Origin of the sequence: Frigoriflavimonas asaccharolytica (assembly GCF_013294015.1) — a bacterium.
GTDB classification, from domain to species: Bacteria; Bacteroidota; Bacteroidia; order Flavobacteriales; family Weeksellaceae; genus Frigoriflavimonas; species Frigoriflavimonas asaccharolytica.
This window is the reverse complement of record NZ_JABSNO010000003.1, coordinates 29,500-55,959: the sequence shown is the minus strand read 5'-3', so window position 1 is coordinate 55,959 and position 26,460 is coordinate 29,500. Positions and strand designations below refer to the sequence as shown.

The 26,460-nt window shown below is 31.2% G+C and carries 20 protein-coding genes; 8 read left to right on the top strand and 12 right to left on the bottom strand.

Annotation, left to right across the window (positions count from 1 at the left end; genetic code table 11):
- Position 1: 1 nt before the first annotated feature.
- The 7 genes from hisG to HNQ03_RS02610 all read right to left on the bottom strand — a co-directional run bounded on the left by hisG (position 2) and on the right by HNQ03_RS02610 (position 7,094).
- Positions 2 to 859 carry an ATP phosphoribosyltransferase gene (hisG, locus tag HNQ03_RS02640; RefSeq protein WP_173778100.1) on the bottom strand — a complete coding sequence of 286 codons (858 nt, stop codon included), beginning with the start codon at positions 857 to 859 and terminating at the stop codon, positions 2 to 4.
- 229 nt (positions 860 to 1,088) lie between these two features.
- On the bottom strand, positions 1,089 to 2,189 hold the full coding sequence (locus tag HNQ03_RS02635; RefSeq protein ID WP_173778099.1) for a glycosyltransferase family 4 protein: 1,101 nt from the start codon (positions 2,187 to 2,189) through the stop codon (positions 1,089 to 1,091).
- An 88-nt stretch (positions 2,190 to 2,277) separates the two neighbouring features.
- The gene (locus HNQ03_RS02630; RefSeq protein ID WP_173778098.1) at positions 2,278 to 3,207 is read right to left on the bottom strand and encodes a glycosyltransferase family 2 protein; all 930 of its coding nucleotides are present in this window, start codon (positions 3,205 to 3,207) and stop codon (positions 2,278 to 2,280) included.
- A 4-nt stretch (positions 3,208 to 3,211) separates the two neighbouring features.
- The gene (locus HNQ03_RS02625; protein ID WP_173778097.1) at positions 3,212 to 4,381 is read right to left on the bottom strand and encodes a glycosyltransferase family 87 protein; all 1,170 of its coding nucleotides are present in this window, start codon (positions 4,379 to 4,381) and stop codon (positions 3,212 to 3,214) included.
- A gap of 187 nt (positions 4,382 to 4,568) precedes the next feature.
- Complete coding sequence (locus HNQ03_RS02620; RefSeq protein WP_173778096.1) at positions 4,569 to 5,381, bottom strand: 2,3,4,5-tetrahydropyridine-2,6-dicarboxylate N-succinyltransferase; 813 nt, start codon at positions 5,379 to 5,381, stop codon at positions 4,569 to 4,571.
- 37 nt (positions 5,382 to 5,418) lie between these two features.
- Positions 5,419 to 5,955 (bottom strand): C40 family peptidase, encoded by a 537-nt coding sequence (locus HNQ03_RS02615; RefSeq protein ID WP_173778095.1) that lies wholly within the window; start codon positions 5,953 to 5,955, stop codon positions 5,419 to 5,421.
- A 32-nt stretch (positions 5,956 to 5,987) separates the two neighbouring features.
- Complete coding sequence (locus HNQ03_RS02610) at positions 5,988 to 7,094, bottom strand: M14 family zinc carboxypeptidase (RefSeq protein ID WP_173778094.1); 1,107 nt, start codon at positions 7,092 to 7,094, stop codon at positions 5,988 to 5,990.
- A 750-nt stretch (positions 7,095 to 7,844) separates the two neighbouring features.
- Between HNQ03_RS02610 and HNQ03_RS02605 the strand changes: the two genes are divergently transcribed.
- A complete protein-coding gene (locus HNQ03_RS02605) occupies positions 7,845 to 8,393 on the top strand; it encodes a helix-turn-helix domain-containing protein (RefSeq protein WP_173778093.1) in 549 nt (182 codons plus the stop codon).
- 319 nt (positions 8,394 to 8,712) lie between these two features.
- On the opposite strand, the gene HNQ03_RS02600 is transcribed toward HNQ03_RS02605, so the two are convergent.
- The gene (locus tag HNQ03_RS02600) at positions 8,713 to 9,366 is read right to left on the bottom strand and encodes a 3-oxoacid CoA-transferase subunit B (protein ID WP_173778092.1); all 654 of its coding nucleotides are present in this window, start codon (positions 9,364 to 9,366) and stop codon (positions 8,713 to 8,715) included.
- Between the two features lie 148 nt (positions 9,367 to 9,514).
- On the opposite strand from HNQ03_RS02600, the gene HNQ03_RS02595 reads away from it, so the two are divergent.
- From HNQ03_RS02595 to HNQ03_RS02585, 3 genes are all read left to right on the top strand, one after another.
- Positions 9,515 to 11,917: a S9 family peptidase gene (locus HNQ03_RS02595; RefSeq protein WP_173778091.1), complete on the top strand. Its 2,403-nt coding sequence runs from the start codon at positions 9,515 to 9,517 to the stop codon at positions 11,915 to 11,917.
- A 339-nt stretch (positions 11,918 to 12,256) separates the two neighbouring features.
- On the top strand, positions 12,257 to 14,059 hold the full coding sequence (locus HNQ03_RS02590) for an ABC transporter ATP-binding protein (protein ID WP_173778090.1): 1,803 nt from the start codon (positions 12,257 to 12,259) through the stop codon (positions 14,057 to 14,059).
- Positions 14,060 to 14,102: 43 nt separating this feature from the next.
- Positions 14,103 to 15,947 carry an NACHT domain-containing protein gene (locus HNQ03_RS02585; protein ID WP_173778089.1) on the top strand — a complete coding sequence of 615 codons (1,845 nt, stop codon included), beginning with the start codon at positions 14,103 to 14,105 and terminating at the stop codon, positions 15,945 to 15,947.
- A gap of 268 nt (positions 15,948 to 16,215) precedes the next feature.
- Here HNQ03_RS02585 and HNQ03_RS02580 read toward each other — a convergent pair whose 3' ends face one another.
- Complete coding sequence (locus HNQ03_RS02580) at positions 16,216 to 16,917, bottom strand: CoA transferase subunit A (protein WP_173778088.1); 702 nt, start codon at positions 16,915 to 16,917, stop codon at positions 16,216 to 16,218.
- A 421-nt stretch (positions 16,918 to 17,338) separates the two neighbouring features.
- Between HNQ03_RS02580 and rplS the strand changes: the two genes are divergently transcribed.
- Positions 17,339 to 17,695 carry a 50S ribosomal protein L19 gene (gene rplS, locus HNQ03_RS02575; RefSeq protein WP_173778087.1) on the top strand — a complete coding sequence of 119 codons (357 nt, stop codon included), beginning with the start codon at positions 17,339 to 17,341 and terminating at the stop codon, positions 17,693 to 17,695.
- Between the two features lie 142 nt (positions 17,696 to 17,837).
- Here rplS and HNQ03_RS02570 read toward each other — a convergent pair whose 3' ends face one another.
- Together HNQ03_RS02570 and rpsA are read right to left on the bottom strand one after the other, a co-directional pair.
- On the bottom strand, positions 17,838 to 20,378 hold the full coding sequence (locus tag HNQ03_RS02570; protein ID WP_194305147.1) for a T9SS-dependent M36 family metallopeptidase: 2,541 nt from the start codon (positions 20,376 to 20,378) through the stop codon (positions 17,838 to 17,840).
- A 92-nt stretch (positions 20,379 to 20,470) separates the two neighbouring features.
- A complete protein-coding gene (gene rpsA / locus HNQ03_RS02565) occupies positions 20,471 to 22,291 on the bottom strand; it encodes a 30S ribosomal protein S1 (RefSeq protein WP_173778231.1) in 1,821 nt (606 codons plus the stop codon).
- A 261-nt stretch (positions 22,292 to 22,552) separates the two neighbouring features.
- On the opposite strand from rpsA, the gene HNQ03_RS02560 reads away from it, so the two are divergent.
- The 3 genes from HNQ03_RS02560 (at position 22,553) to HNQ03_RS02550 (ending at position 25,467) form a co-directional block, all read left to right on the top strand.
- Entirely contained in the window at positions 22,553 to 22,894 is a 342-nt protein-coding gene (locus HNQ03_RS02560; protein ID WP_173778086.1) for a MerR family transcriptional regulator, read from the top strand.
- Between the two features lie 175 nt (positions 22,895 to 23,069).
- Positions 23,070 to 24,842, top strand: a complete 1,773-nt coding sequence (locus HNQ03_RS02555) for a sensor histidine kinase (protein WP_173778085.1) — start codon at positions 23,070 to 23,072, stop codon at positions 24,840 to 24,842.
- On the top strand, positions 24,835 to 25,467 hold the full coding sequence (locus tag HNQ03_RS02550) for a response regulator (RefSeq protein ID WP_173778084.1): 633 nt from the start codon (positions 24,835 to 24,837) through the stop codon (positions 25,465 to 25,467). Before HNQ03_RS02555 ends, HNQ03_RS02550 begins: the two co-directional genes overlap by 8 nt.
- A gap of 261 nt (positions 25,468 to 25,728) precedes the next feature.
- Here HNQ03_RS02550 and rluF read toward each other — a convergent pair whose 3' ends face one another.
- Positions 25,729 to 26,451: a 23S rRNA pseudouridine(2604) synthase RluF gene (rluF, locus tag HNQ03_RS02545; RefSeq protein ID WP_173778083.1), complete on the bottom strand. Its 723-nt coding sequence runs from the start codon at positions 26,449 to 26,451 to the stop codon at positions 25,729 to 25,731.
- Between the last annotated feature and the right edge of the window lie 9 nt (positions 26,452 to 26,460).

The following is a 26,460-nucleotide window of genomic DNA, read 5'->3' as shown; positions in this document are numbered from 1 at the left end:
TTTACATCACCATTTTTTCTATTGGAATCACCAAAATACCTTCTGCTCCAAATTTTTTCAACTCATCTATTATTCTCCAAAATTCATTTTCGCGTACAACAGAGTGAATACTGCTCCACCCAGTTTTTGCCAATGGTAAAACCGTAGGTGATTTCATACCTGGCAAAACTTCAATTATTTTTTCAATGGATTCGTTCGGTGCATTTAATAAAATGTATTTATTTTCTCGAGAATTAATTACCGCTTGAATCCTAAAAAGAAACGATTCTAAAATTATAGAAACATCTTCTGGTAGATTCCTATTAGAAATTAAAACAGCTTCACTCTCTAAAACTTTTTCAACTTCCTTCAATCCATTGTGCAGTAAAGTACTACCAGAACTCACCAAATCGGCGATAGTATCTGCTAAACCTATACTTGGTGCAATTTCTACACTTCCAGAAATCTCAACGATTTCTGTTGCAATATTTTTACTTTCAAAATAATTTTTTACAATCGCAGGGTAAGATGTCGCAATTTTTTTATTTTGAAAAAATTGAATTCCCGGATAATCTACGTCTTTTGGAATGGCTAATGAAAGACGGCAATTTGCAAAACCTAACTTTCTTACTAAATCTACATTTTTCTCTTGTTCCAAAACCTCATTTTCTCCGAGGATTCCGATGTCTACAATTCCTTGCTCAACATATTTTGGAATATCATCATCGCGAAGGAAAAGAATTTCCAGCGGGAAATTGCTTGCAGTATTTTTAAGTTTACTTTTAAAATCTGGAATTTTAATTCCACATTCTTTTAAGAGTTCTAGAGATTTTTCGCTTAAGCGTCCACTTTTTTGAATCGCGATTTTTAATTTGTTCATTTTTGAATTTTTTATTTCTAGTCTGAACAAACGCATTAATTTTGAATACAAAAAAACCGTCTTTGCTCAGACGGTTTATATTATTTTTAGTCACTTAGGACCACAATTAATCAACTCGTCTTTTTAGATGAGATGATAATGATGGAATAAAGCGATTGAATTTTTCATATCTTTTTAACTGGTGCAAATATAGGTGATAATTATTTTAGAATGCAAATTTAATTTAAAATTAAAAGATAAGTTCTTGATAAACAGACATTAAATTTTTGCCAATTATTTCATCATTAAATTTTTGAACAAAATTAAGACTATTTTCAGCGCGACGCTTTCTCTCCGCCTCATTGTTCCACAGAAATTCTATTTTGGACTTTATATCTAAATAATCATTTGGGTTTACATACATAGAATCTTCTCCACCAGCTTCTGGTAAACAACTTAAATTGCTTGTAATCACAACAGTATTAGAGAAATGTGCCTCAATAATTGGAATCCCAAATCCTTCGAAAAAGCTGGGATAAACGAAGATTTCTGCCAGTTTATAAATTGCAGCAAGCTCCTCCATCGAAACATTTTCTAGAAATTGAACTTGAGTTTGAAGCGAATTTTTATTGATGAATTTTTGAACTTTTTTAAAATACTTCGTTTTTCTACCAATTACAACTAATGGAATTTCAGTTTTATCAATTGCTTTTACGATGTTTAAAAGATTTTTTCGCTCCTCTATTGTTCCAACGTTTAAGATAAATCTTTCTGGTAAATTATATTTTTCTTTTATTAAATTTAAAAATTGCGCATCTTGATTTTCTTTAAAAACTGAATGACAACCTTGATAAACAATACGAATCTTATCTTCCGGGATTTTTAAATATTGAATAATATCACGTTTCGTTTGTAGGGAAATTGCAATGATAAGATCTGCGTTTTCGCAAGCTTTTTTAAATTTCCAGAAATGAATTTTGCGATCTAAAAAAGAATAATATTTTGGAAACCGCATGAAAATTAAATCATGGATGGTAACCACTTTTTTAATAGGTTTTTCGTTCCATTTCAAAGGTAATTCACCAGAAAGTCCGTGGAAAATATCACAACCAGAATTTTGTGCATCTTTCCCCATTTTCAACTGTCGAGAAAAATTTCCTTTTGTAGTTTCTACGAAGGAAACATTGGGGAATTCCAGAATTTTTTTTCCTTTTTCAGAAAGATTATTATTAAATAATATAGATTGATTTTCAGGAAAGTAAGTGGCTAAAATTCGCACCAAATCTCGGGAATAGTTGCCTAAACCAGAGCTGTTATTGAAAAATCTTTTGGCATCAAATCCAATTTTCATTTGCAGTTATTTATTTTTTTTAAGGTCAAATGGAATCTTTATGAAATCTAATTTTTTTCACAAAATTTACTTTTCTGCGATTTCTTTGCTAAAAATTTTTACTTCGGATAATGTAGTTTGGTCTTTCCTTCACTTGTTTGAAAATTTTACCTAAATAAATTCCGATTATACCTAAGATTATCAATTGTAAGCCACCGAAAAAGACAACCGTCATTATTAAAGATGCCCAACCAGAAATTTCTGTTTCTGCAAAAAAAGCGTGAATTACATAAATTCCATATCCGAAAATAGCAATTGCTGAGAATATAAATCCAAGATAAGCCGCTAAATATAAGGGTTTTACACTAAAAGATGTAATTCCTGTAAAGGCAAATTTCATCATTTTTTGTAAATCATAACTGCTTTCTCCACTTGCTCTTTCTCCTGCTGTAAAATGAATTCCCGTTTGTTTAAAACCCATCCAGTTGGATAAACCTCGCAGAAAAACGTCTGCTTCATTCATATTTCGTACAACATCTACCACAGAAGAATCCATCAATCTGAAATCTGAACCGCCACCTTCACGCAAATTAACATCAGATATACCGGCTAAAAATTTATAATATAATGCAGAGGTTTTTCTTTTAAATCGGGATATTTGTTTGGGATATTTTCTGATTGTATAAACGATATCAAAACCTTCTTCCCATTTTGCAATCATTTCTGAGATTAATTCTGGTGGATGTTGCAAATCTGCATCCATAGAAATCACGGCGTTTCCATCTGCACAATCCAAACCAGCTTTTACAGCTGGTTGATGCCCAAAATTTCGAGAAAATTCTATGAATTTTACTTCTTCAAAATTTCTAGATAATTCTTCTAATTTTTGCTGTGTTTGGTCTCTACTTCCATCATTTACAAAAATAATTTCAAATCTGTAATTTTTGAGCCCAGAAAAAACTTCCTTGATTTTTTGATGAATCAAAGCGACATTATCTTCTTCATTATGAGCGGGAATGACGAGGGAAATCTTTTTCACAAAATTAATTTAGTTGATAATTTTTCTCGAAATCTTTGGTCATTAATTCATAAATAATTCTAAACCAAACGATGCAACAAGGTAAGGCTTTCAAAGAATATTTCATGATGTAATCGTCTTTTATGAATTTTGGAAACAAATCTGAAAAAGAAAAGCACGTTAAAATAATAACAAAAAGTAGCATTCCGATAATCAAAGGAGATTTTTCTTTTTGGATAATGAACCAAATCATGACACCTGAAACTGCAATAATGTAGGTTGGAGATTCTGAACTTGAACTAAAAAGAACGATAAATAAAAGCGTAGAAGCCAAAATCATCAATTGAAATGCTAAGTTTTTATATTGCTTAATTCTTACATAAGGCAAAGCAAAAACGGCCATTCCTGGGATTAAAAATACTAAATTAGAGATTGAAGCATCTCCCAAAACTCGGCGTACAATGCCCATTAAAGAATAATCTTGACGGTTGCCCAAAACCTGATTAGCAGCATTTTTTTCGGATAAAGATTGAAACCAATCTGCATAAGATTGCAAACCAAAATGCGTACTAGAAAGCAACATGGGTAAGATTAAAAATAATGCTCCAAAACCAACTAATGAAAGAATAAATTTCCATTTATTTTTCACAAAGAAAAAGGCAGAAAGTCCGGCTATTCCGTATAATTTTACAAAAAAACCAATCATGATAGCCATTGCAGATTGGGTTTCTTTTCTTTCGTAAATGTAGGTTGCAGAAAGCATTAATAAACCCGTTAACGCGATATTAAATTGTAAACTTACTGCTGCCGTGATGAATTCTTGCAGACAAAGCCACGCAAAAAACGCCTTTTTAGCCGTTGAAAATGGCAATTTATGAATGGCAAATAAAAATATAGCGGTATTGGCAACATTCCACAAAACAATACCCAACCAATCTGGTAAAATTGCAAAAGGTGCAATTAGAACACTAAATAAAATACCATAATGATTGGAATCAAAATGGACATCTGGATACAAAAGATAGATGTTTTTTTGAGCTAAGGTATTGGTGAATACATTTTTAAAAATCATATAATTGTTGTACTTCCCTTCACCACCTACAAATTTTGTTATTGCCGAAATGATGGAAACTAGGATATAAATCCCAAAAATATATTTGGGATTTGAGATGAATTTTAAAAATTTTTCTTTCAAAATGGATTGAGTATTTAAATTGATCTAAAATATTGATAACAGCGAAAGTTTGCAGCCCGACTTGAGTGGAAATCCTTTTTTTCATTGCGAGTAAATACATTTTCAACGGATTTCTTCACTTCGTTCGCAATGACAAAAAGATTGGGAACGGAAGGCGGATTAAGCTGCCTAAATAATTCTAAATATATTAAACAGCTACGTTATTTTCTCTCAAAGCATCATTTAGAGAGGTTTTTTTGTCTGTAGATTCTTTTCTTTTACCAATAATTAAAGCGCAAGGAACTTGAAATTCTCCAGCAGGAAATTTTTTGGTGTAGCTTCCAGGAATTACCACAGAACGTTCTGGCACATATCCTTTGGTTTCTACTGGCGAATCTCCTGTAACATCTATAATTTTGGTAGACATTGTGAGGCAAACATTGGCACCCAAAACTGCTTCTTTTCCTACGCGAACACCTTCTACCACGATACAACGTGAACCTATGAAGGCATCATCTTCTATAATTACAGGTGCTGCTTGAAGCGGTTCTAAAACGCCACCAATTCCTACTCCACCACTTAAATGTACGTTTTTGCCAATTTGTGCACAACTTCCAACGGTTGCCCAAGTATCTACCATAGTTCCAGAATCTACATAGGCACCAATATTTACATAAGATGGCATCAAAATAACGCCAGAAGCGATGTATGCACCTTCTCTTGCAACTGCGTGCGGAACTACACGAACACCTTTTTCGGCGTAATTTCTTTTTAACGGCATTTTATCGTGAAATTCAAACGGACCCACTTCTATGGTTTCCATTTTTTGAATTGGGAAGTACATTACGACTGCTTTTTTCACCCATTCGTTTACCTTCCAACCGTTTTCTGTAGGTTCTGCCACGCGAAGTTCGCCTAAATCTAATTGACGAATAACTTCTCGGATGCTTTTTCCGCTATCATCACTTTGTAGCAATTCTCGGTTGTCCCAAATATTTTCTATGGTTTGTTGTAAAGTCATTATTTATTTATTTTATATTTTTTTGATGGCTGCAAATTTACAAAACTCTTCTTGCGAAAAGGTAGGCTTTGTTCCAATATTTATTATTTAATGAAGAAATCATCACTCCTTTTGAGGTTGATGCATGGATAAAGGTAATTTCTCCATCGCTGTTGATGGTGTGCACAATGCCAACATGCGAAACTTTTGTTCCACCAGAAGTTGCAAAAAATACCAAATCTCCAGGTCTAATTTCCTTATTGTTTATTTCCTTGCCTTCTAAAGCCTGATCTGAAGATCTTCTTGCTATTTTTTTATCATTTTCTATAAATACTTTGCAAACTAATCCCGAGCAATCAAATCCATCGGATGTATTTCCTGCATACTTATAAGGAACACCGATGTATTTTTCTGCATCTTTCAAAATTTTATTTATTGCTGAGCTATTTTTTCCAGAATAATTGGATTCTATATTTTTTAAACTTGCATTTTTTACCACTACTTTCTTACCTGAGGATTTTGCAACAACATTTTTGGAACTTCCGCAAGAAAATACAATAAAACTAAACGCAAGAAATAAGGCAAATGACTTCATAAAAACAAATTCTGTGTAAATATAACATTGTATCAGATGATTTCAAAATTTACTTCTGCCTCCAACTTGGGAAATTTTGTTTCGCATTTGAAAAATTTGCCAGTACAATCTATTTCTTTCCAGCCTTTTTTCTTACCAATATCTCCTACTTCTGCAACAATTGGCGTAAATGAGATTTCATCTTGATCTTTTCTGTAATCTTCTCTGTATTGAACAGCAACGTCTAAAATACAGTGAAAATCTGTATTTAACTTCACATTTCTGTAGATAATATCATAATGAGATTCTATATTTTCTGGAATTTCAAAATATTGTTCCCAATTTTTGGTGCTGCCTGTTTCTTTTGAAATTTGTTCTAAAGCTATATAGAGTGCAATTGTGTAATATTTTCTGGTTTGTATTCTAAGATAATCATTTGGAAAATGTCCGCCTTCAAAGAGTAGGGTAGGAATTCCAGATTTGGTGAAATTATCTCCCGTAGAATTTGGGTAAAATTCATCGTTATACCTTCCAACATGGTTTGGAATTAAATTTTGCATTTGATCGTTTACATAAGATATCACAGACATTGCCTTTTTCCTGGTATCCGTAATTTCTTTTTCTACATTTTCTGCAGGCGCGAGAAAAGATAAAGTTGCCGGATTTTGTCTATCTGTGCTGAATATGGTACGTTGCTCATGCAGATTTAAGGCATAATCGTATTTTTTTTTCTTTATCAAATTTTTCAGAATTGGAAATTCCTTGCTAGATTCCATTTTATAATCTCTATTCAAATCAATATCTAAAGCATTTCTGCGGTTCCAAGATTCAGATCCATCCGGATTGAGCATAAAAACAAAATCTAAAGAAATATTTTCGAAAATATCTGTGAATAGTGCTTCATTATTCTTTTTAATTTCCAGCAAATCTAGCATTGCATGAGTTGCATTACTTTCATTGCCATGCATTTGTGACCATGCAAGAATATTACAAATTCCTGTACCCATAGAAAATAGATAGATCGGTTTTCCTAAATAGGATGTACCAATTTCTGAAATATAATCGCTGTAATTCTTCTGTAGGTAAGAAAATAATATTTCAGGGGAAATATAGCGATTAGGAAAATTTGGATTCTGTAGGTAGTGTTCTACAATTTTCATTGTTTACAATTTTATATTCATCAAAAATAATTTTTTATTTCTTACAGTGCAAATGATTACATTTGTAAATTCTTTAAACAAGTGTAAATGTCAGAATGTCTGTTGATATTTTTGTTAATTAAATATTCAATAAAAATAATTTACAAATCACTATTAATCAATTATTTATAGCCATCAATTAAATATAATAATGAAACTAGCTTTAAGTTAAAAACATGCGTATTTCCTCAATTGCTGAAACTAACATTAAACGAAACATAAAATTATTAAGTAAGATAAATTAACGAGTTTACATTTGTTTCAAAAGCCATTTTTTAAACAATACTTCAACGCGTTTAAAGGAATTTTATAGTAAATTGTTCTTTGAATAATCTGCTAAAAAAGCCTTAAATTGAAAATCAAGTTTTAAAAGTACCATAAACAGGACTTTTATGCTGAATCTTATTTTTTAAGCAGTTTTCTGATCTATAATAGAAATTAAACTTTATAGTATCATGAGGTAAGTATGGAAGTACATTTATTGGCGGATATAATGAAGCATCTGCCTTTTCTTGGCAAAACACTTATCCACAAAAAGAATATTTAAAGTAATAATCATGGTAGTTTATCCACAAATTACTTTTAAGTAGCTTATATATAGTACTTTAAGGCGTATTTACATTTGTAACGATATTAAACTTCGTTTATTTACAATTGTAATGAAAACCAACTTATTTTTATTTACATTTGTAATTAAGTAAATTTACATTGATGAAAAATATAAATGAAAGAATTGAAAAGATAATTGAGCATTCTCAACTTTCAAATTCAGAATTTGCCGATGCAATTGAAGTACCTCGCTCCTCCATTTCTCATATTATATCTGGAAGGAACAAACCATCTTTAGATTTTCTGGTAAAGATTAAAAATGAGTTCCCGACCTTCACTTGGGATTGGATGATATATGGTGAGGGAGAAATGCAAAAATCCGAAACAGATAAAATTGAAAACATTGAGAAAGTTGAAACTAAAAAAGGAGAAATAGAAAAACCAAAGGCAGCTACTCTACCCGATTTATTTTCTTTGATTGATGACGAAAATTTTGGTGCGACTGAGAGTGAAGATAAAGTCTTGAAACCTATTGTTCCAGATTATCCCACAGCTGGACAATCTCTAAAAAAAAGTATTTTAGACGATTCTCAACGATTAGACATTGAGGAAAAATTTGAAACTAATAAAACAATTGAAAATCAAGCAGTTAAAGTAAAGAGAATTGTACTGTTTTATGATAATGGAAAATTTGAAACTTTTGAACCATAAATTGATTCTAAGTTATCTACCGTAATTGGAACATCCGAAAATGTAAGCATATCCAATAAGTAATATCACTAAAATTAATAAAATAAGCAAGACGAAATTTAACGCTAAATTAATTATTGAAAGTTTTTTCGCATTTTTTAAATCCTTAAGTTCTTCTCGAAGATATATTGGATTATATTTTAACAACAAAGTTTTTTTCAGAACGGATTAAAAAAGGTATAACTATAATTAATATAAACCCTATTCCTGTCACAAAAGTCAAAAGTATTGAAGCAATGGATAAATATAGATATAATTTGGAAGTCTTCATTTAAAATTTTTAGAACTCCATCTCTGGAATTTCACCGTCAATAATCAATTCTGCTTCTGTAGATTTAATAATTTCTTCCACGGAAACTCCTGGTGCTCTTTCCAAAAGTTTAAAACCGTTTGGTGTAATTTCTAATACTGCCATTTCTGTAACAACTTTTTTCACGCAGCCAACTCCCGTTAAAGGTAATGTACAATTCTTCAAAATTTTAGATTCGCCTTTTTTATTAACGTGCATCATCGCTACAATTATATTTTCTGCAGATGCTACCAAATCCATTGCTCCGCCCATACCTTTCACCATTTTACCAGGAATTTTCCAGTTGGCAATATCCCCGTTTTCAGAAACTTCCATGGCACCAAGTATTGTTAAATCTACTTTTTTGCTGCGAATCATCCCAAAACTAAAAGAAGAGTCGAAAAAAGATGCTCCGGGAAGAGTTGTGATTGTTTGCTTTCCCGCATTAATTAGATCTGCATCTTCTTCTCCTTCAAATGGAAAAGGACCCATTCCAAGAACGCCATTTTCACTTTGGAATTCAACATTTAAAGTATCTGATACATAATTTGCAACCAAAGTAGGAATTCCAATTCCAAGGTTTACGTAATATCGATCTTGTACTTCTTTGGAAATTCTTTGCGCAATTTGTTCTTTTGTAAGCATAGTTTAATCTTATGCTGCAATTTATTAAAAATTCAATTAGCAACTATAAAAAAATTAAAATATTTGTAATTACTTTAATTTTACCTCAATAAAATTGAAAATTCTCATTATCTTTAAAAGCTAGATTCAACTATTTTTAAATAATTATATGAAACTTATATTTACCTTTTTCGTTTTTTTATTATTTAATTTTTCTTACGCTCAAGAAAATTTAACTTACCAAAAACCTTCAGCAGAAATTTTGCAACTTGCAGATTACGAGCGTCCTCCATCTATAATGACGAATAGTAAAAAAGATTGGTTGGTGATGACTTTTCGTCCAACCTATGCAACTTTACAAGATCTCAGCCAGAAAGAAATGAAATTAGGAGGTTTGAGGATAAATCCTGTTACCAATATTGGAAGCAGCGTTACCTATTCTGATAACCTAAAAATTAGAAAAATGGCTGACAAAAAAGAACAACAGGTAAAAAGTCTACCACAAAATCCACAAATGGCGTACTTTTCTTTTTCTCCAGATGAAAAAAAACTAGCTTTTACCAATACCACAGGAAAAGGTGTAGAACTTTGGGTTGTAGATTTGGAAAACTATACCGCAAAAAAAATTACTAATGATAATTTAAATGCAAACGTTGGAAATCCTTATAGTTGGAATAAGGACAGCCAATCATTTCTAATAAAAGTTTTACCCACAAACAGAGAAAATTTGCTCAATTCTGAAGACGATTTACCAACTGGACCAACAGTTTCTACAGCAGATGGAAAAGTTTCTCAAAATAGAACTTATCAAGATTTATTGAAAAATCCACAAGATGAGCAAAATTTTAAAACTTTGGTTGCCTCAGAATTATATACCGTAAATTTGGATGGTAATTTGAAAAAATTTAAAGAGCAAAATCTTTATATTTCAAATTCTTATTCTCCAGATGGTAACTTACTGATGCTTACCTATTTGAAAGAACCTTTTTCTTACATCGTACCATTAAGTAGATTTCCAATGACTAGCGATATATATGATATTTCTGGGAATTTTGTGAAAACGGTGAGTGATATTCCACTAAACGAAATAATGCCTAAAGGATTTTCTTCTACTCGTGCAGGAAAAAGAGCGATGTCTTGGAGAGATGATGAAGCTGCAACATTAGTCTTTGTGGAAGCTTTGGATGGCGGAGATCAAAGCAAAGCAACAGAGTTTCGTGATGAGATTTTTACTTGGAAAGCACCTTTTTCTTCTGCTCCCGTTTCTTTTTTTAAGACTAAACAGCGTTTTGCAGGTATAGATTGGGCTAACTCTAATTATGCTGTCGTTTCAGAATCTTGGTATGATACTAGAAATAGTAAATCTTTTTTAATTAATTTAAAAGATGGAAGTTTCAAAACCATCGAAGATAGAAATTCTCAAGATATTTACAAAGATCCAGGATATTTTAATCAGACCAAAAACCAGTTTGGTAGAAATGTGATTGATGTGCAAAATGGAAATGCCTATTTGATTGGAGAAGGATTTACAAAAGATGGACAATTCCCTTTTATAGATGAAATGAACTTGACATCAACCACAAAAAAAAGATTGTACACTTCTCAATTGAAAAATTCTAGCGAGAAAATAATTGATATTTTAGACATAAAAAAAGGTGATATTTTGGTTGTAGAGCAATCTCCAACGCAATATCCTAATTATTTCAAGAGAAATTTTAAAACTAAAAAAACCGTAGCCGTTACCGATTTGAAAAATCCTTTTGAAAGTATTAAAAACGTGTATAAAGAAGTTATTTCTTACAAAAGAAACGATGGTGTAGAACTTACTGGAACTTTATATTTGCCTGCAAACTACGATAGAAAAGCGAAAAATGTGAAATTACCACTGCTAATTTGGGCTTATCCAAGAGAATATAAAGATAAAAGTACGGCTGGTCAAAATTCTCAAAACCCAAATGATTTCACTTTTCCAAGTTATGGTTCTTTTATCTATTGGGTTACAAAAGGTTATGCCGTTTTAGACGATGCATCTTTCCCAATTATTGGCGAAGGAAAAACCGAACCAAATGATACTTTCATCACGCAATTGGTTGCAGATGGACGTGCTGCAATAGATGCAGTAGATGCATTAGGATATATTGATAGAACAAAAGTTGCAGTTGGTGGCCATTCTTACGGAGCCTTTATGACGGCAAATTTACTCACACATTCCAAAGATTATGCTTGCGGAATTGCAAGATCTGGTGCATATAATAGAACTTTAACTCCTTTTGGATTTCAATCTGAGCAAAGAAATTATTGGGACGTACCAGAATTATACAATACCATGTCTCCTTTTATGAACGCAGATAAAATGAAAACACCATTACTATTGATTCATGGAGCTGCAGATAATAATCCAGGCACTTTCACTTTGCAGACAGAACGTTATTTTCAAGCATTAAAAAATCTTGGAGCACCAGTTCGTATGGTTTTATTGCCAAGAGAAGCTCATGGATACAGAGCCAAAGAAAATATTTTGCATACACTTTGGGAACAAGATCAATTTTTGGAAAAATGTTTGAAAAAATAAAAAAACCTATTGCACATCTTTAGTTTAAATCATAAAAATCACATTATCAGTTAACTAAAAAAAATTAAACGCGAAATTTATTTTTAATATGTCATATTTAAATAAGCAAAGAGGAATATGCAAGAAGATTTGATTAAGCGTTCGCTTAAAATGAGAATATTCGCATTCTTTGCACTCTCTCAAAAGATTTAGAGTGATTAAAAAATCTTTGCGTTTAAAAATTGGTCCTTAAATGTACAACTGGCAATAGAATTTATCAATCCTTTCTTTTTGGAAGGATTTTTTTTGAGGAAATTTATTACAATAAATATCCGTAATTTTGCACTCAATTATTTTTAAATGAAAACATTACTTCGCTATTTGAAACCGCACAAATGGCTACTTATATTATCGCTTTTTTTAGCAACTGTCAATCAAGTTTTTTCTTTGTTTAGTCCTGCTATTACGGGAAACATTCTAGATCAATTGGTTACACATCCAAATTTTTTCGATAAAGAGGAATTGCTGCCTAGAACAATGGATGAATTTTTTAAAGGTACAGATTTGTATCACGGTGTATTTTATTTTTTAGGATTGCTGATAGGAACCGCAATGGTAAGTAGAATTGCAAAAGCATTTCAAGATTATGTGGTAAGCGTGATAACCCAGAAATTTGGGGCCAATATTTTCACAGATGGTTTGCAACATTCTATGGCACTACCCTTTCAACAATTTGAAGACCAAAGAAGTGGAGAAACGTTGTCGATATTGACAAAAGTAAGAGAAGATTCTGTTAAATTTATCACCAATTTCATCAATATATTCTTCGGAATTTTGGTGAGTATTATTTTCGTTTCAATTTATGCAATTCGTTTGCACTGGTCTATAATGCCTGTATATATTGTAGGAATATTTTTCATCGCATTTATTACAAATTTATTAAGTAAAAGAATAAAAACCATTCAAAAAAATATCGTTTCGGAAACTACAAGTTTGGCCGGAAGTACTACAGAAAGTTTGCGGAATATTGAGATTGTAAAAAGTTTGGGTTTAACGAATCAAGAAGTTAAACGACTGAATAACAATACTTACAAAATTTTGGGATTAGAATTGCGAAAGGTGAAAAGCATCCGTTCTTTGAGTTTCATACAAGGAACTTTGGTGAATTTTTTACAGCAGATGATCACGTTGACCTTGTTATTGTTAATATTTAAAAATGTGGTAACACCAGGACAATATTTATCTTTGGTTTTCTACGGATTCTTTATTTTCGGACCAATGCAGGAGATTGGAAACATCATTATTTCTTATAGAGAAGCGGAGGCATCTTTGCATAATTTTGATACTTTGATGAAAAAACCGGTAGAAGAAAAACCATTGAAGCCGAAACAAATTGGCGCAATTGAGAAATTACAATTTCAAAAAGTAGCATTTCAACATCAATCTGCATCCTATAAAGCACTGAACGATATTTCTTTTGAAGTAAAAAACGGCGAAACGATTGCATTTGTTGGTCCAAGTGGATCTGGAAAGAGTACTTTAGTGAAATTATTGGTAGGTCTGTACCGACCAAAAGAAGGTGCTATATTCTATAACAACATCAATGGAAATGAATTTGATTTTGATGAATTGCGCAATCAGATTGGTTTTGTAACGCAAGACACGCAACTTTTTGCCGGTACGATAAAGGAAAATTTACTATTTGTAAATCCAAATGCTACCGAAGCTGATATTGAATTGGCTTTAAAAAAATCTAGTTGTACAGCATTAATCGAGCGCGCCGAAAAAGGGATAGAAACCGTAATAGGAGAAGCAGGATTAAAATTAAGCGGTGGCGAAAAACAAAGAATTGCGATTGCAAGAGCACTTTTGCGAAAGCCACATTTGCTTATTTTTGATGAAGCCACTTCTGCACTTGATAGCATTACTGAAGAAGAAATAACTTCTACCATCCGAGAAATTTCTAAAGAAAAAGAGCAAATTACGGTTTTGATTGCACACAGATTAAGCACCATAATGCATGCGGACAGGATTTATGTTTTGGAGAAAGGAAATGTAATAGAAATGGGTTCTCACTTTAATTTAATAGAAGAAAAAGGTTTGTATTATGCGATGTGGAGACAGCAGATTGGGGAAAGGAAAATGGTTGCTAAAACAATGTAATGTTTTTGTATATTTGATAACTTGTTAAAAATATTTTATAATAATGCCAATCGCTGAATTTCTCTTAAAAACAACCTTAGGTTCACTAATAAAAGAAGGAATTAATTCTTTAAAGAGAATATTAGAAAATACAAAAATTGAATTGGTTGTAACAAATTCAGATTTAGAAGAAGCAATTTACAACCATAATCAATTTGTCATAAATAGTACAAAATCAGTTTCATTTAAAGATTTAAAAGGAAGCAAAAGTTTAAGTGATATATATATTGAATTAGATATACAATTAGAAGCGCGAAGTAGAAAATCTAAAGAAGAAAATGATGAAAAGCAAAATATAGAGAAAATCTTAACGTCAAACCACAATAATCAACATATTGTAATTTTAGGAGGTCCAGGAGCTGGAAAAACAACAACAGTTAAACACATCTGCCAACTAGTTTTATATACAGAAATTGAAATTAACTATTGCTTACCAATCCTAATTAATCTTAGAGATATAAATGATTCGGAATCAATTTACTCAGTTTTAAAATCTATTCTCGGTATTGAAGTGTTCAGTAAAGAAAAAGATAAAACACTTAACGTAGACGATATTCTGCTAAGAGATAAATATATCAACTCTTATTTGAATAGCTTAAAAGCTATATTAATACTTGACGGATTCGATGAAGTTAAGCCAACCCGAATTGCTAAATTTTATAAGGAAATTGAATCGTTAATGGCAAATCTTTCAACTACTTTAGTGATTTTAACATCTAGAAGTCCGTCATATAATTACAATATCGAGAATTCTTTAGAATATGAGATTTGCGACTTAAGTCATGATCAAATAACGGATTTTACAAAAAAATGGTTTATTAACTCGGGAAATTCGACTACTTTTATTGAGGAATTAAATAATTCAAAATTTTATGATCTTTCGCTTAAGCCTTTAACTCTTGCGCATTTATGTGCTATTTATGAACGTACGGGAAAGTTTTATGACAAACCTAGGTCAATTTATAAAAAATTAATAAGAATTTTAATTGAAGAATGGGATGAACAAAGAGGAATTGTTCGCGAATCGCAGTATTCTAATTTTGATAATGAACAAAAGTTTGAGTTTTTGACACAGTTTGCATATACATTAACAATAAATTACTCTCAGAAAAAATACAACGAAGATATTTTCTTGGACACATATAATCTAATCTGTTCAGATTTCAACCTACTCTCTTCAGAAAGCAGAAAGGTTATAAAAGAAATTGAAAGTCATATCGGAATTATTATCAAATCATCTTATGATAGCTTTGAATTTGTACATAAATCAATGCAGGAATATCTTTCTGCTGAATATATTGTAAAACTTCCAGAGATTCCAGTTAAACTATTTTACGATACAAATATTTCAAATGAATTAGCAATTGCGGTATCATTATCTTCAAAACCTAATGAATATTACTACAAATTAGTTTTTGAATTGTTTACAAAAGAGAATTTAAGCAAACAATTTATATTAGAATTTTTAAGTCGACTTCTTTATGAAAAACCCAATTTTAAAGATAATATTTTAATCCCTTTTAGTTTTATTTATATTCTTAATTTACTCTCAGATCATATTTATGATGAGAATAATAATGTTGAAAATGAATTTATTTCAACATTTAATATTGTAGTTCAAAATTATTTTGATGACAAGGACTTTAAGCTGTCATTCCGCAAACTTTTATTACATATTGAAGATGATGAATTTCATGCAGTACCAAATGAGGATGATGGAGATGCGTGCTATTTACTTTTTGCAGATAGTTTTGCTGTTGAATTTAGTCAAGAAACATTATATATTGTCGATGTTACGCAAAGATTTAAAATCCCATTTCAATACTTTAACAAATTTATCTATTATTGAAAGACAAATTGAAATATAATAAATCAATTATTATTTTCTGTAACTGCTTTTTTCGCAGATTCGAATAATATAGAACAATCTTAAAATTTATTCTGTCACTATTCTCTATTTTATTTCTCAATATTTAAAATTATTATTGTTTTAAATTTTGGTGTATTAAAATTAACATCATTAAAGAGTATCCAATTCCTACAAATCAAAATATGACATCAAAAAAAACATTTCCCTCACAATAAATGTTTATTTTTCAAAATATAAACCTAAAATTCTAGTCTCTCTTCCTCACAGTTCTCTGCTCAATTCTTTTCTCAAACTTTTCACCTTGAAAAATTCGTTGTACCATAATTCCAGGAATGTGAATTTCGTTGGGATCTAATTCACCTGGAGCTACTAATTCTTCTACTTCGGCGATGGTTATTTTTCCTGCTCCTGCCATTGGCGCATTGAAATTTCTTGCCGTTCCTTTAAAAATTAAATTTCCTGCATGATCTCCTTTCCAAGCTTTCACAATAGAATAATCTGCTTTGTAGGCATGCTCTAAAATGTGCATTTTGCCCTCAAATTCTTTGGTTTCTTTGCCTTCCGCTACCTCTGTTCCAAAACCTGCAGGTGTATAAAAAGCAGGAATTCCACATTGTGCAGCTCGGCATTTTTCAGCTAAAGTTCCTTGTGGAGTGAGTTCTACTTCCAATTCACCGGAAAGCATTTGACGTTCAAATTCAGCATTTTCGCCAACATAAGAAGCGATCATTTTTTTTATTTGTTTTTTTTGTAAAAGTAATCCTAAGCCAAAATCATCTACTCCTGCATTATTAGAAATACACGTAAGATCTGTAACTCCGCTTTCTACCAAGGCATTGATAGAGTTTTCTGGGATACCACATAATCCAAATCCACCGAGGATTAAAGTCATTCCATCAGAAATTCCAGCAATGGCTTCTTCTACGTTTTTCACTCTTTTATCAATCATTATTCTAAAAATTTTGCGAAGAAATTAATCGAAAAATTAAATCTTCATTGTTCAAATATTGTTGCTAAATTTACAATTAAATTTTAGAAGTGAGGAAAATGTAACAATTTTTTTTTATTTAAATTCTTTTAATAAATATAATCTCGCTAAAATCAAATATGCCTTGAAAATAAAGCCGCGATGATGTTTTTAGCATCAAAACTGAAAACTTAGTTTTTTTTTAAATTAAAAAATTATAATCTTTAAATCTAAAGTTAAATCTTTAAATAATTGATTTTGAGAATCAAATTATTTTATACAAATATTATTTCTCAACTATTGCTAGTATTGAAAAATTGTCTTATTTTTGCAACTTGTTAATCAACCTCTGACGAAAACCGTGAATGTTGTTTAGCTTTCAAATTATTTTTTATTATTAATAATGGATTTAGTAAAGTACGTACAAGAAAAGTACATTGAGACAAAGGATTTCCCAGTATTCAAATCTGGAGACAGCATTACCGTTTATTACGAAATTCGTGAGGGTGCTAAAACAAGAACGCAGTTTTTTAAAGGAACTGTAATTCAAATTAGAGGAACTGGTCGCACGAAAACATTTACCATCAGAAAAATGAGTGGAGATGTAGGTGTAGAAAGAGTATTCCCAATGAATATGCCAGCATTGCAAAACATTACTTTAGATAGAAAAGGTAAAGTAAGAAGAGCAAGAATTTACTATTTCAGAGAGTTGAGAGGTAAAAAAGCAAGAGTAAAAGATGTAGCTTACACAAAAAAATAGTTACTTTTTAAATATAAAATCCCGCAAATTGCGGGATTTTTTTTGTTCTTATTCTTAAAACTTAGTTTCAATAATAAATTTCAACGAAAGAACTATAAAAAATAACAATTTATAGAAAAAATTCAGGCTTTTTTCAAAAATTCTATTTTCCTACAATCAATTTTAAGGTTTTTTCACCACCAATTGAATTAATTTTCACAAAATAATTACCATTAGAAAGATTTTGTGTACTAAATTTTTGTCGAGAATTCACCACCAATTTTTCTGTTGTGGAGATTAATCTACCAGAAAGATCATATATCTGCACGACAACTTTTCCAAAAGTACTTATGGGAAAATTGATAGAAAATTCAACATTCGCAGGATTGGGATAGATAAAAAAATCTGAATTTGTATTTCCAGAAATGCATTCTTCCGGAATTTTGTAATCTTCTGTTTGATCATTAATATTATTTTTTGCACCTGCAGATGCATCTACACCAACTCCTCTTTTTGCAAAAGTTTCCCAAATCATGCATCTGTTTTCGCCATTATTAGATGCGATATCAGCAGCAATGATGGCATCTCTACCAGAAATAAAAGTAGGATTGCATTCTTGAATTTTTAAACCATCCATCACCAATTGTGTCACTTTTGCGCTACCACTATTTGGATTGGCAACAATATCTGAAGAAAATCCAAATTTGTTTGCAAATTTCCAATGCATATCCCATAATATTGATGCCCAAACAAAACCAATTGCATGCACATCTGGTTTCAACTCGCCATCTTCTAAAAATTCTCTGCCATTTGTAGAAGCATAAGTAAAACCATCCACAGCAAAATCTGGCGAATATTTCCCAATTCGTATACCATTTCCCGCGGCATCTTGTCCTGCAGCAAATGTGGAAATAGATCTCGGTTTTGCGGCTGTTGCATCTTGTGTATTCGTCATCATTAAACTAAAAAAATCTGACCAACCTTCTCCCATTTGTTCTTTCGAAATATTTCTATCCAAACAAGAATAGCCATTTCCTGTGCTTCTATTGGAAACTCCGTGTGTATATTCGTGAATAATAATTCCGTTATCAAAACTTCCATCTATGAAAACATCATTATTAGAATCATGTTTTAAACTTACATTCACTGTCGTACCATTCGCAATTGTTGTTTTTATAAATTCACCTTCGGTATTTTCAATTAAAATAGAAGGAATTGTGATGCTTGCATCTGTACCTCCCATCGTATTAAAATTTACAGAATTAGCTGCATTGTATATAATTGCTCCAACTCCACCAGCATTTTGTATATTTTTCACTTTTATTACAAAACTACAATCTCCTCTTTCTGCCAAACCTATTTTTTGGCTCATAGAATTTGCAGGAAGAGCATTGCAGGCGTTTACAATATTTGCAACTTCTATATTTGCGGTAATTCCTGCGGCTGTAAGATCTTGTCCAAAATCTGCATTTCGAGAGTTTGGCGTTCTAGGTATTGCAAGAGTTGGCGCATTGTAGAACAATCTTTGGATGGAAGCAGGTTGCCAAAGATACATTTGCATTCTAGGTGAAGTTCCATCTGGTGGGGTTGCAAAATTAGCATTGTTAAAATCTCCACCATCTTGCGCTTCTGCAAAAACTGCATCTCCAGATTTTCCGCCTTTTCCAAAATTATTTGCTTGAAAATTTCGGGAAGATTCTGTGAAACCGAATTGATAAAAATTATCATGGCTTTTATTATTTACGTAAAATAAATTGGTAATTGCCGCAGATTTATTGTTGATTGCTGGCTGATTTAAGTTTAAAGGGAAATTAAAATCTCTTGAATTTCCTCCATCTGGTGAAGATCCTATTTGGTTGTTTCCACCTAAATCATCGTACGCGTAAACATTGTTTCCTCTAGTTATGGTGAATGAGTTTGAGCCATCTGAATGCCAACCTTCTGGCGAAGCACTGAGTACATATGGATTGGTAACAAGACTTCTGCTGCCAAAATTAGGGCTTTCTATCGGTAATGCAAACACATGGTAGGAAGCGAGATTTGGGGCGATTTTTTCATCATTTATAAAAGAAAATTCTTGTGTTTTAGTATGTTTAAAAGTTATATCATGTATTGTATTTTGATGAAAACAGGCTAAATTTAAATTTTGTTTATGAAAAATCTCTCCAGTAGATGCATCTGCAAAAACATTCCAAAAATTGGGTGAGTTATTTTCGGGAAATATAAATTCGTAAGCGAGATTGGGTTTTTCATCTTTGATAAAATAGACAGGCCTTTGTTTTGCAAAATTTTGAATACCAGATTCAGGTTGTTCCCAATTTAAGATTTGGTAGTTGGTTTTATTTTTATTAAAATTTAAAATTAATATGGAAAAAACATCTTTTGCTGACAATTTTGGGGCGGAATTTCTAGAATTTTCTATCTTAAAATTAAATTGATTTGAAAAATATTGAATTTTTTTTTTCCTTATTAAAACACTTGCAACTGCATTGTGAACGGGAATATCATCAATAGTTTGTTGCAGTTTTACAACGGTGCTTTTCATAGATGGGCTGTATTCTTCACTTTCTATTTTAAAAGAAATGGCGTTGCCCAAATTTTTATTTGTAAATAAATAATCTTGAATTATAGTTTCAGTTCTTTGCGCATAATAAACTGTGGGAAAAAGTAGAAATATATATAGAAAACGTAATTTACTTTGCATAGAAATTTTTTTAAACTAATATACGTAAAATATAAAAAAAAAGCCACTTAATAAAAAGTGGCTTCATTTATATAAATTTTAGGATGATTTAATTATTCACCTCCTTCCATTTTCTTTTTCAATTCTGCTAATACATCAATATCTCCTAATGTAGATTTCTCTTCATTGTTGCTATTGCTGTTAGAATTATTGTTAGAAGTTGCTGCTTTCACATTTCTTTTCTCTTCTTCTTTGAAGATACCTGTATGGGAAACAACCACTCTTTTGAATTCTTTGTTAAATTCTATTACCAAAAATTGTGCATCATCACCTTTTTTAATTTTAGAACCGTCTTCTTTTTCTAACAATCTTGCAGGGCAGAAAGCTTCTACTTCTTCGTCTTCAAATTGTACTTGCGCACCTTTATCAAAAACATCTACTGCTTTTCCAGTATGTGTAGTTCCTTCAGCATATTTGCTTTCGAACTTATCCCATGGATTTTCTAGTAATTGTTTGTGACCTAAAGAGATTCTTCTTGCATTTACGTCTAATTCTAGAACTGTAACTTCCATTTTGTCTCCTACGTTGCAGAATTCAGATGGATGCTTGATTTTTTTAGTCCAAGAAAGATCAGAGATGTATACCAAACCATCGATACCTTCTTCTAATTCTACAAAAACACCAAAGTTTGTAAAGTTTCTTACAATACCTGTATGCTGAGAACCGATTGGATATTTAGCTTCAATATTTTCCCAAGGATCTTTAGTCAATTGTTTCATACCAAGAGAGATTTTTCTATCTTCTCTATCTAAAGTAAGAACTTCTGCTTGAACTTCATCACCAACTTTCACGAAATCACCTGCACTTCTCAAATGAGTAGACCAAGACATTTCAGAAACGTGGATCAAACCTTCTACACCTGGAGCAATTTCTACAAATGCACCGTAATCTGCAAGTACTACTACTTTACCAGTTACTTGATCTCCTACTTTCATACTATCAGAAAGTGCATCCCAAGGATGAGCTTCTAATTGTTTCATACCTAATTGGATACGAGTTTTATCTTCATCAAAATCAAGAATAACTACTTTCACAGTTGCTCCATCTTCGATGAATTCTGATGGATGATTCACTCTAGACCAAGAAAGATCTGTAATGTGGATCAAACCATCTACACCTCCAAGATCAACAAATACACCATAAGAAGTAATGTTTTTCACAACACCTTCTAATACTTGTCCTTTTTCTAATTGAGAGATGATTTCTTTTTTCTGATCTTCGATATCTGCTTCAATCAATGCTTTATGAGAAACAACTACGTTTTTAAATTCTGGGTTGATTTTCACAACTTTGAATTCCATAGTTTTTCCTACGAATTGATCGTAATCTTTAATAGGCTTCACATCTATTTGAGAACCTGGTAAAAACGCTTCAATTCCATGAATATCTACGATCATACCACCTTTCGTTCTAGATTTAACAAGACCATTAACAACCTCACCAGAATCATGCAATTCGTTGACAGTTTGCCAAGCTTTAAGCATTCTTGCTTTTTTGTGAGACAATTGTAGTTGACCAGTTTTGTCTTCTCTTTTGTCTACCATTACTTCTACTTCATCACCTACTTTTAGGCCAGAGTTGTAACGGAATTCATTTAAAGAAATTACACCTTCAGATTTAAAGTTGATATCTACGATAGCTTCTTTATCTGTTAATCTTACAACTATACCTGTAAGAACGTCATTGTCTTCTAGGTTTTTCAAAGATCCGTTGTAGATTTCTTCTAAATCGGTTTTTTCTTGTCTTGCATCAGCATCTAATCCAGATTCGAAAGAATCCCAATCAAATTGGTCTGGTGCTACGTTTTGATTTACTGTAGAAACCGCTTCGTGTTTGTCTTGTTTTTGGATGTCGCTTGCTGCAGCTTCTTCCATTGTTTTAGTCGTTTCGGACATAAATAATAAAATTTTGTATTCCTAATTTCTTAATGATTTGAAATTCTGTGGATTAAGAAAACCGGAAGATGTTAGTTGATGATATTTTACTTTATCAAATCTTTCCCACAAAAGTGGTGCAAAATTAAGCAATTTATTTAATATGACAATGGTTTTGTTTGCTATAATTCATAGCTAAAACAAGAATAATTTTTAGAATTAAAATTTCTTTACCTTTGGTTTTCTATTATTAATATCGATATGATTCTTCAACTTCCAGATAAACTCTACTATTCCATTGGTGAGGTAGCCAAAGCTTTTGACGTAAATACCTCATTGATAAGATATTGGGAAAAAGAATTTCCCATCATCAAGCCAAAAAAAAATAAAAAAGGCAATAGATATTTCACTCCAGAAGATTTGAAAAACTTGCAAATGATCTATCATCTTGTAAAAGAGAAAGGCTATACTTTGGATGGAGCACGAGTTGCACTAACAACAAATAGCAAGATTTCTGAAACTGTTTCAATTATTGATAGATTATCTTTTGTAAAAGCGGAATTATTAAAATTAAAGGAAAGTTTAGTAGATAAAGATGAATAGTTTTTATCTTAAAAAAGTACGGCTTCTGCAAACGCATTTTAGAAAGATGATCATGAAGTTTATGTGAATAATCTCTACACATTGCACGATACCAAATTTTATTTGAAAGTTAATTTTTAAATTTGCACTAATTTCTCACTCAAAATCATCTCATTTTTTCAAAATTCACTAAACTATGTTTACAAAAACATTTCTTCCTGAAAAATTAAATTTTAAGTGGAGAAAAACCGTTCATTATTCTCTCATACTGTGTATTATTCTGATACAGATTGCAATCGCAGGTTTCGTTTACAATGAATATAATAATAGAAATAAAATTCAATTTTTTGAAAAACAATTAACGGATATTAATACTGTAGAAAACCTAACAGAAGCATCGAAAGAAGATTTTTTCAAAGCGCAATATTATCTTCAAGCTTATACAAAAAGCAAAAAAGCTGAAGATTTGGAAAATTATTTTTTCTATATAAAGAAGTTGGATAAAAATCTTGAAAGCATAAAAGATTTTAAAGCTGAAAATGTTTACCTGAAAAAAAATCTGCTTTCAGTAAAGAAAATTGTGAGCGAAAAGAAAAACTTGAAAGATCTTATAGATTCTACGTTTCAATTTACTACAAAATCTGTAGTAAAAACTAGTAATCCTTTGCCAGAATTAAAAAAGATAAAGGTAAATTATAAACTAGAGATACCAGATATAGAAGTAAAAACCATTAAAGATACTACCGCCAAAAAAGGATTATTTGGAAGATTGGGTGATGCAATATCTGGAAAAGAAGATCGAAAAAGAGATAGTATTGTAGTAACCATGCGAGAAGCTAAAATATCTGCTGCAAATGAAAAGCTAAACAATGAAGTGGATAGTATAATAAATATTGTAAATAATTACTATGTAGTAGAAATTAAAAAAAGAAAAGAAGAAAATTCTAAAAGCAAAAACAATGATACGGAAGATTTAATAGAAAGTAAAGACAAATATTTTGATGTATTTACGATGTACAGAGATTTGCTAGCAAATGGAAACAACTTGATGAACATCTACGAGATTGCTGTAAAAAAATCTAAAAAAGACCTTCTAAATGAAATCGCTTCACAAAATTCTAAAACCAATAAAATAAGAAATTATCTGGTTGCAGGTCTGTTGGGTTTGATGTTTTTGGTTTCTATTCTCATCATGTATTTTACCAGAATTGCATTTATTTATGAAAATAAATTGAGTGCTGCAAATGAGCAAATTACAGAAAACCTTAAATTTAAAAATAGAATTTTAGGTATGTTGAGCCATGAGTTGCGATCACCATTGAAAATTATAGGTATTTTCATAAAACGAATAAATAGTAGAACTGAAGATATAGAAGTAAAATCTTATCTAAAATCTATTAAATTCACGAATAATACCTTATTGATGCAAGCAAACCAAATTCTCGCCTACACGAAAAATCAGCATATTGAAAATAAATTAAATCTCACAACTTTTAATTTAAAAGAAGAATTTAAATCTATCATAGAAGCGATAGAACCTTATTTAGAAACCAGAAATAATAAATTTATTGTAAATGAAAACATAGATTCCGAAATACAAGTATATACAGATTCTACGAAAATAAATCAGATTTTTATTAATATTTTAGGCAACGCAAACAAATTTACAGAAAACGGAAAAATAACGGTAACCACAAATATTGAAAGAAAGAATAGCCAAACTTTAATAATGAAAACTACTATTTCTGATACTGGTGTTGGTATATCTTCCTCAGATTTGAAAGAAATTTTTCAGCCTTATTACCAAGGTATTATTTCTGATGAAGTAGAAAATCTAGGTGCAGGTTTGGGTTTAAGCTTATGCAAAGAAATTGTAGAACTTTTTGATGGTACAATTTCTGTAGATAGCGAGCATGGAAAAGGAACCAATGTAACTTTTGATTTAATTTTAAAAATTTCAAATGATTAATAAAATAAAAATACTGATCGCAGATGATCATAGCATGATCCGGCAAGGAATTATTTTTCTCCTAGAAGAATTGGATTTGCAATTTGAAATATTTCAAGCAAGCAATTTCGAGGAAATTCTGCAAATAACAAGTGACGAAAAAATTGAAATTGCGATACTAGATGTGCAATTTCCAGAAGGAAATCTCTTGAAAATTTTACCCCAATTACGGGAAAACAATGTGGAAACAAAAATCCTGTTATTTTCTGGCACAGAAGAAAATTCACAAATTTTGAAATACTTTGCAGTTGGTGCAAACGGTTTCATCAGCAAATTGAGCGAGGAGTCTGAAATCAAAAATGCAATACAAAAAATTTATTCGGAAGGTGAATACTACTCTTCAACAATGCAACAATTGATATTGCAGTCTGTAAAAAATCCATCTTTAGTGAATCCGCTAGAATCTCTTACAGAAAGAGAATTAGAGATTGCTGAATTATATGTAAAAGGTTTTGGAAACTTAGAAATTGCAAACGAACTAGACGTGAAGCAGAATACTGTGAGCACTTATAAGAAAAGATTATTTGATAAACTACAAATAGAAAATATTGTAGAGCTAATAGAAATAATGAAAAGGCAACATTAACAAAGACAAAATTAAAAATAAAAATCGTCAATATTTTGAGTAGATAATTATCTACAAGCATTCAGAATTATATCTACGGGCTTTTTTTTAAAAAATGATGAACATCTAGTACATTTGTACCATCAAAAAATAAGAAAACACAAAGATCTTCGGTTATATTTTGAAATGCGATTCTCAATACATAAATGATGACATTAGGAATTTAAAAACACATGATGAAAACAAAATCCTGCAACAACACATTGCAGGATTTTTTTTATGTTAATCTATTCGATCTTCAGATTTTTCTAGCATTCTATTCATTTCAAGAAATTCTTCTTTAGATAAATCTCGCCATTTTCCTAGTGGCATGTCTAGTTTGATGTTCATTATTCGCACACGTTTCAGCTTTTTCACTTCGTAACCAAGATATTCGCACATTCTACGAATTTGGCGATTCAAACCTTGCGTTAGCACAATACTAAATGTAAGAGTATCTATTTTTTCTACCTCGCATTTATTGGTCACTTGTCCCAAAATTGGAACGCCATTTCTCATATTTTCTATAAATTTTGGCGAAATTGGTTTGTCTACTCTTACCAAATATTCTTTCTCGTGAGAATATTTTGCGCGCAAAATTCTATTTACAATATCTCCATCGTTCGTTAGCAAAATAAGCCCTTCACTTGGCTTGTCCAACCTTCCGATTGGGAAAATTCTTGTGGGATGGTTGATGTAATCTATGATATTATCTTGCTCCCTTTTAGAATCTGTGGTACAAACAATGCCAACAGGTTTATTGAAGGCGATATAAACGGGTTTTTCTGTGCTTTCAGAAATCAATTTTCCATCAACCTCAATGATGTCTTGTGCAGAAATTTTGGTACCCATTTCTGGTACTACTCCATTGATGGTGATTCTTCCTTCTAGCAAAAGCGCGTCTGCTGCTCTTCTAGAGCAATATCCTACTTCGCTTAAATATTTGTTGATGCGTGTTTTTTCCAATATACTTGT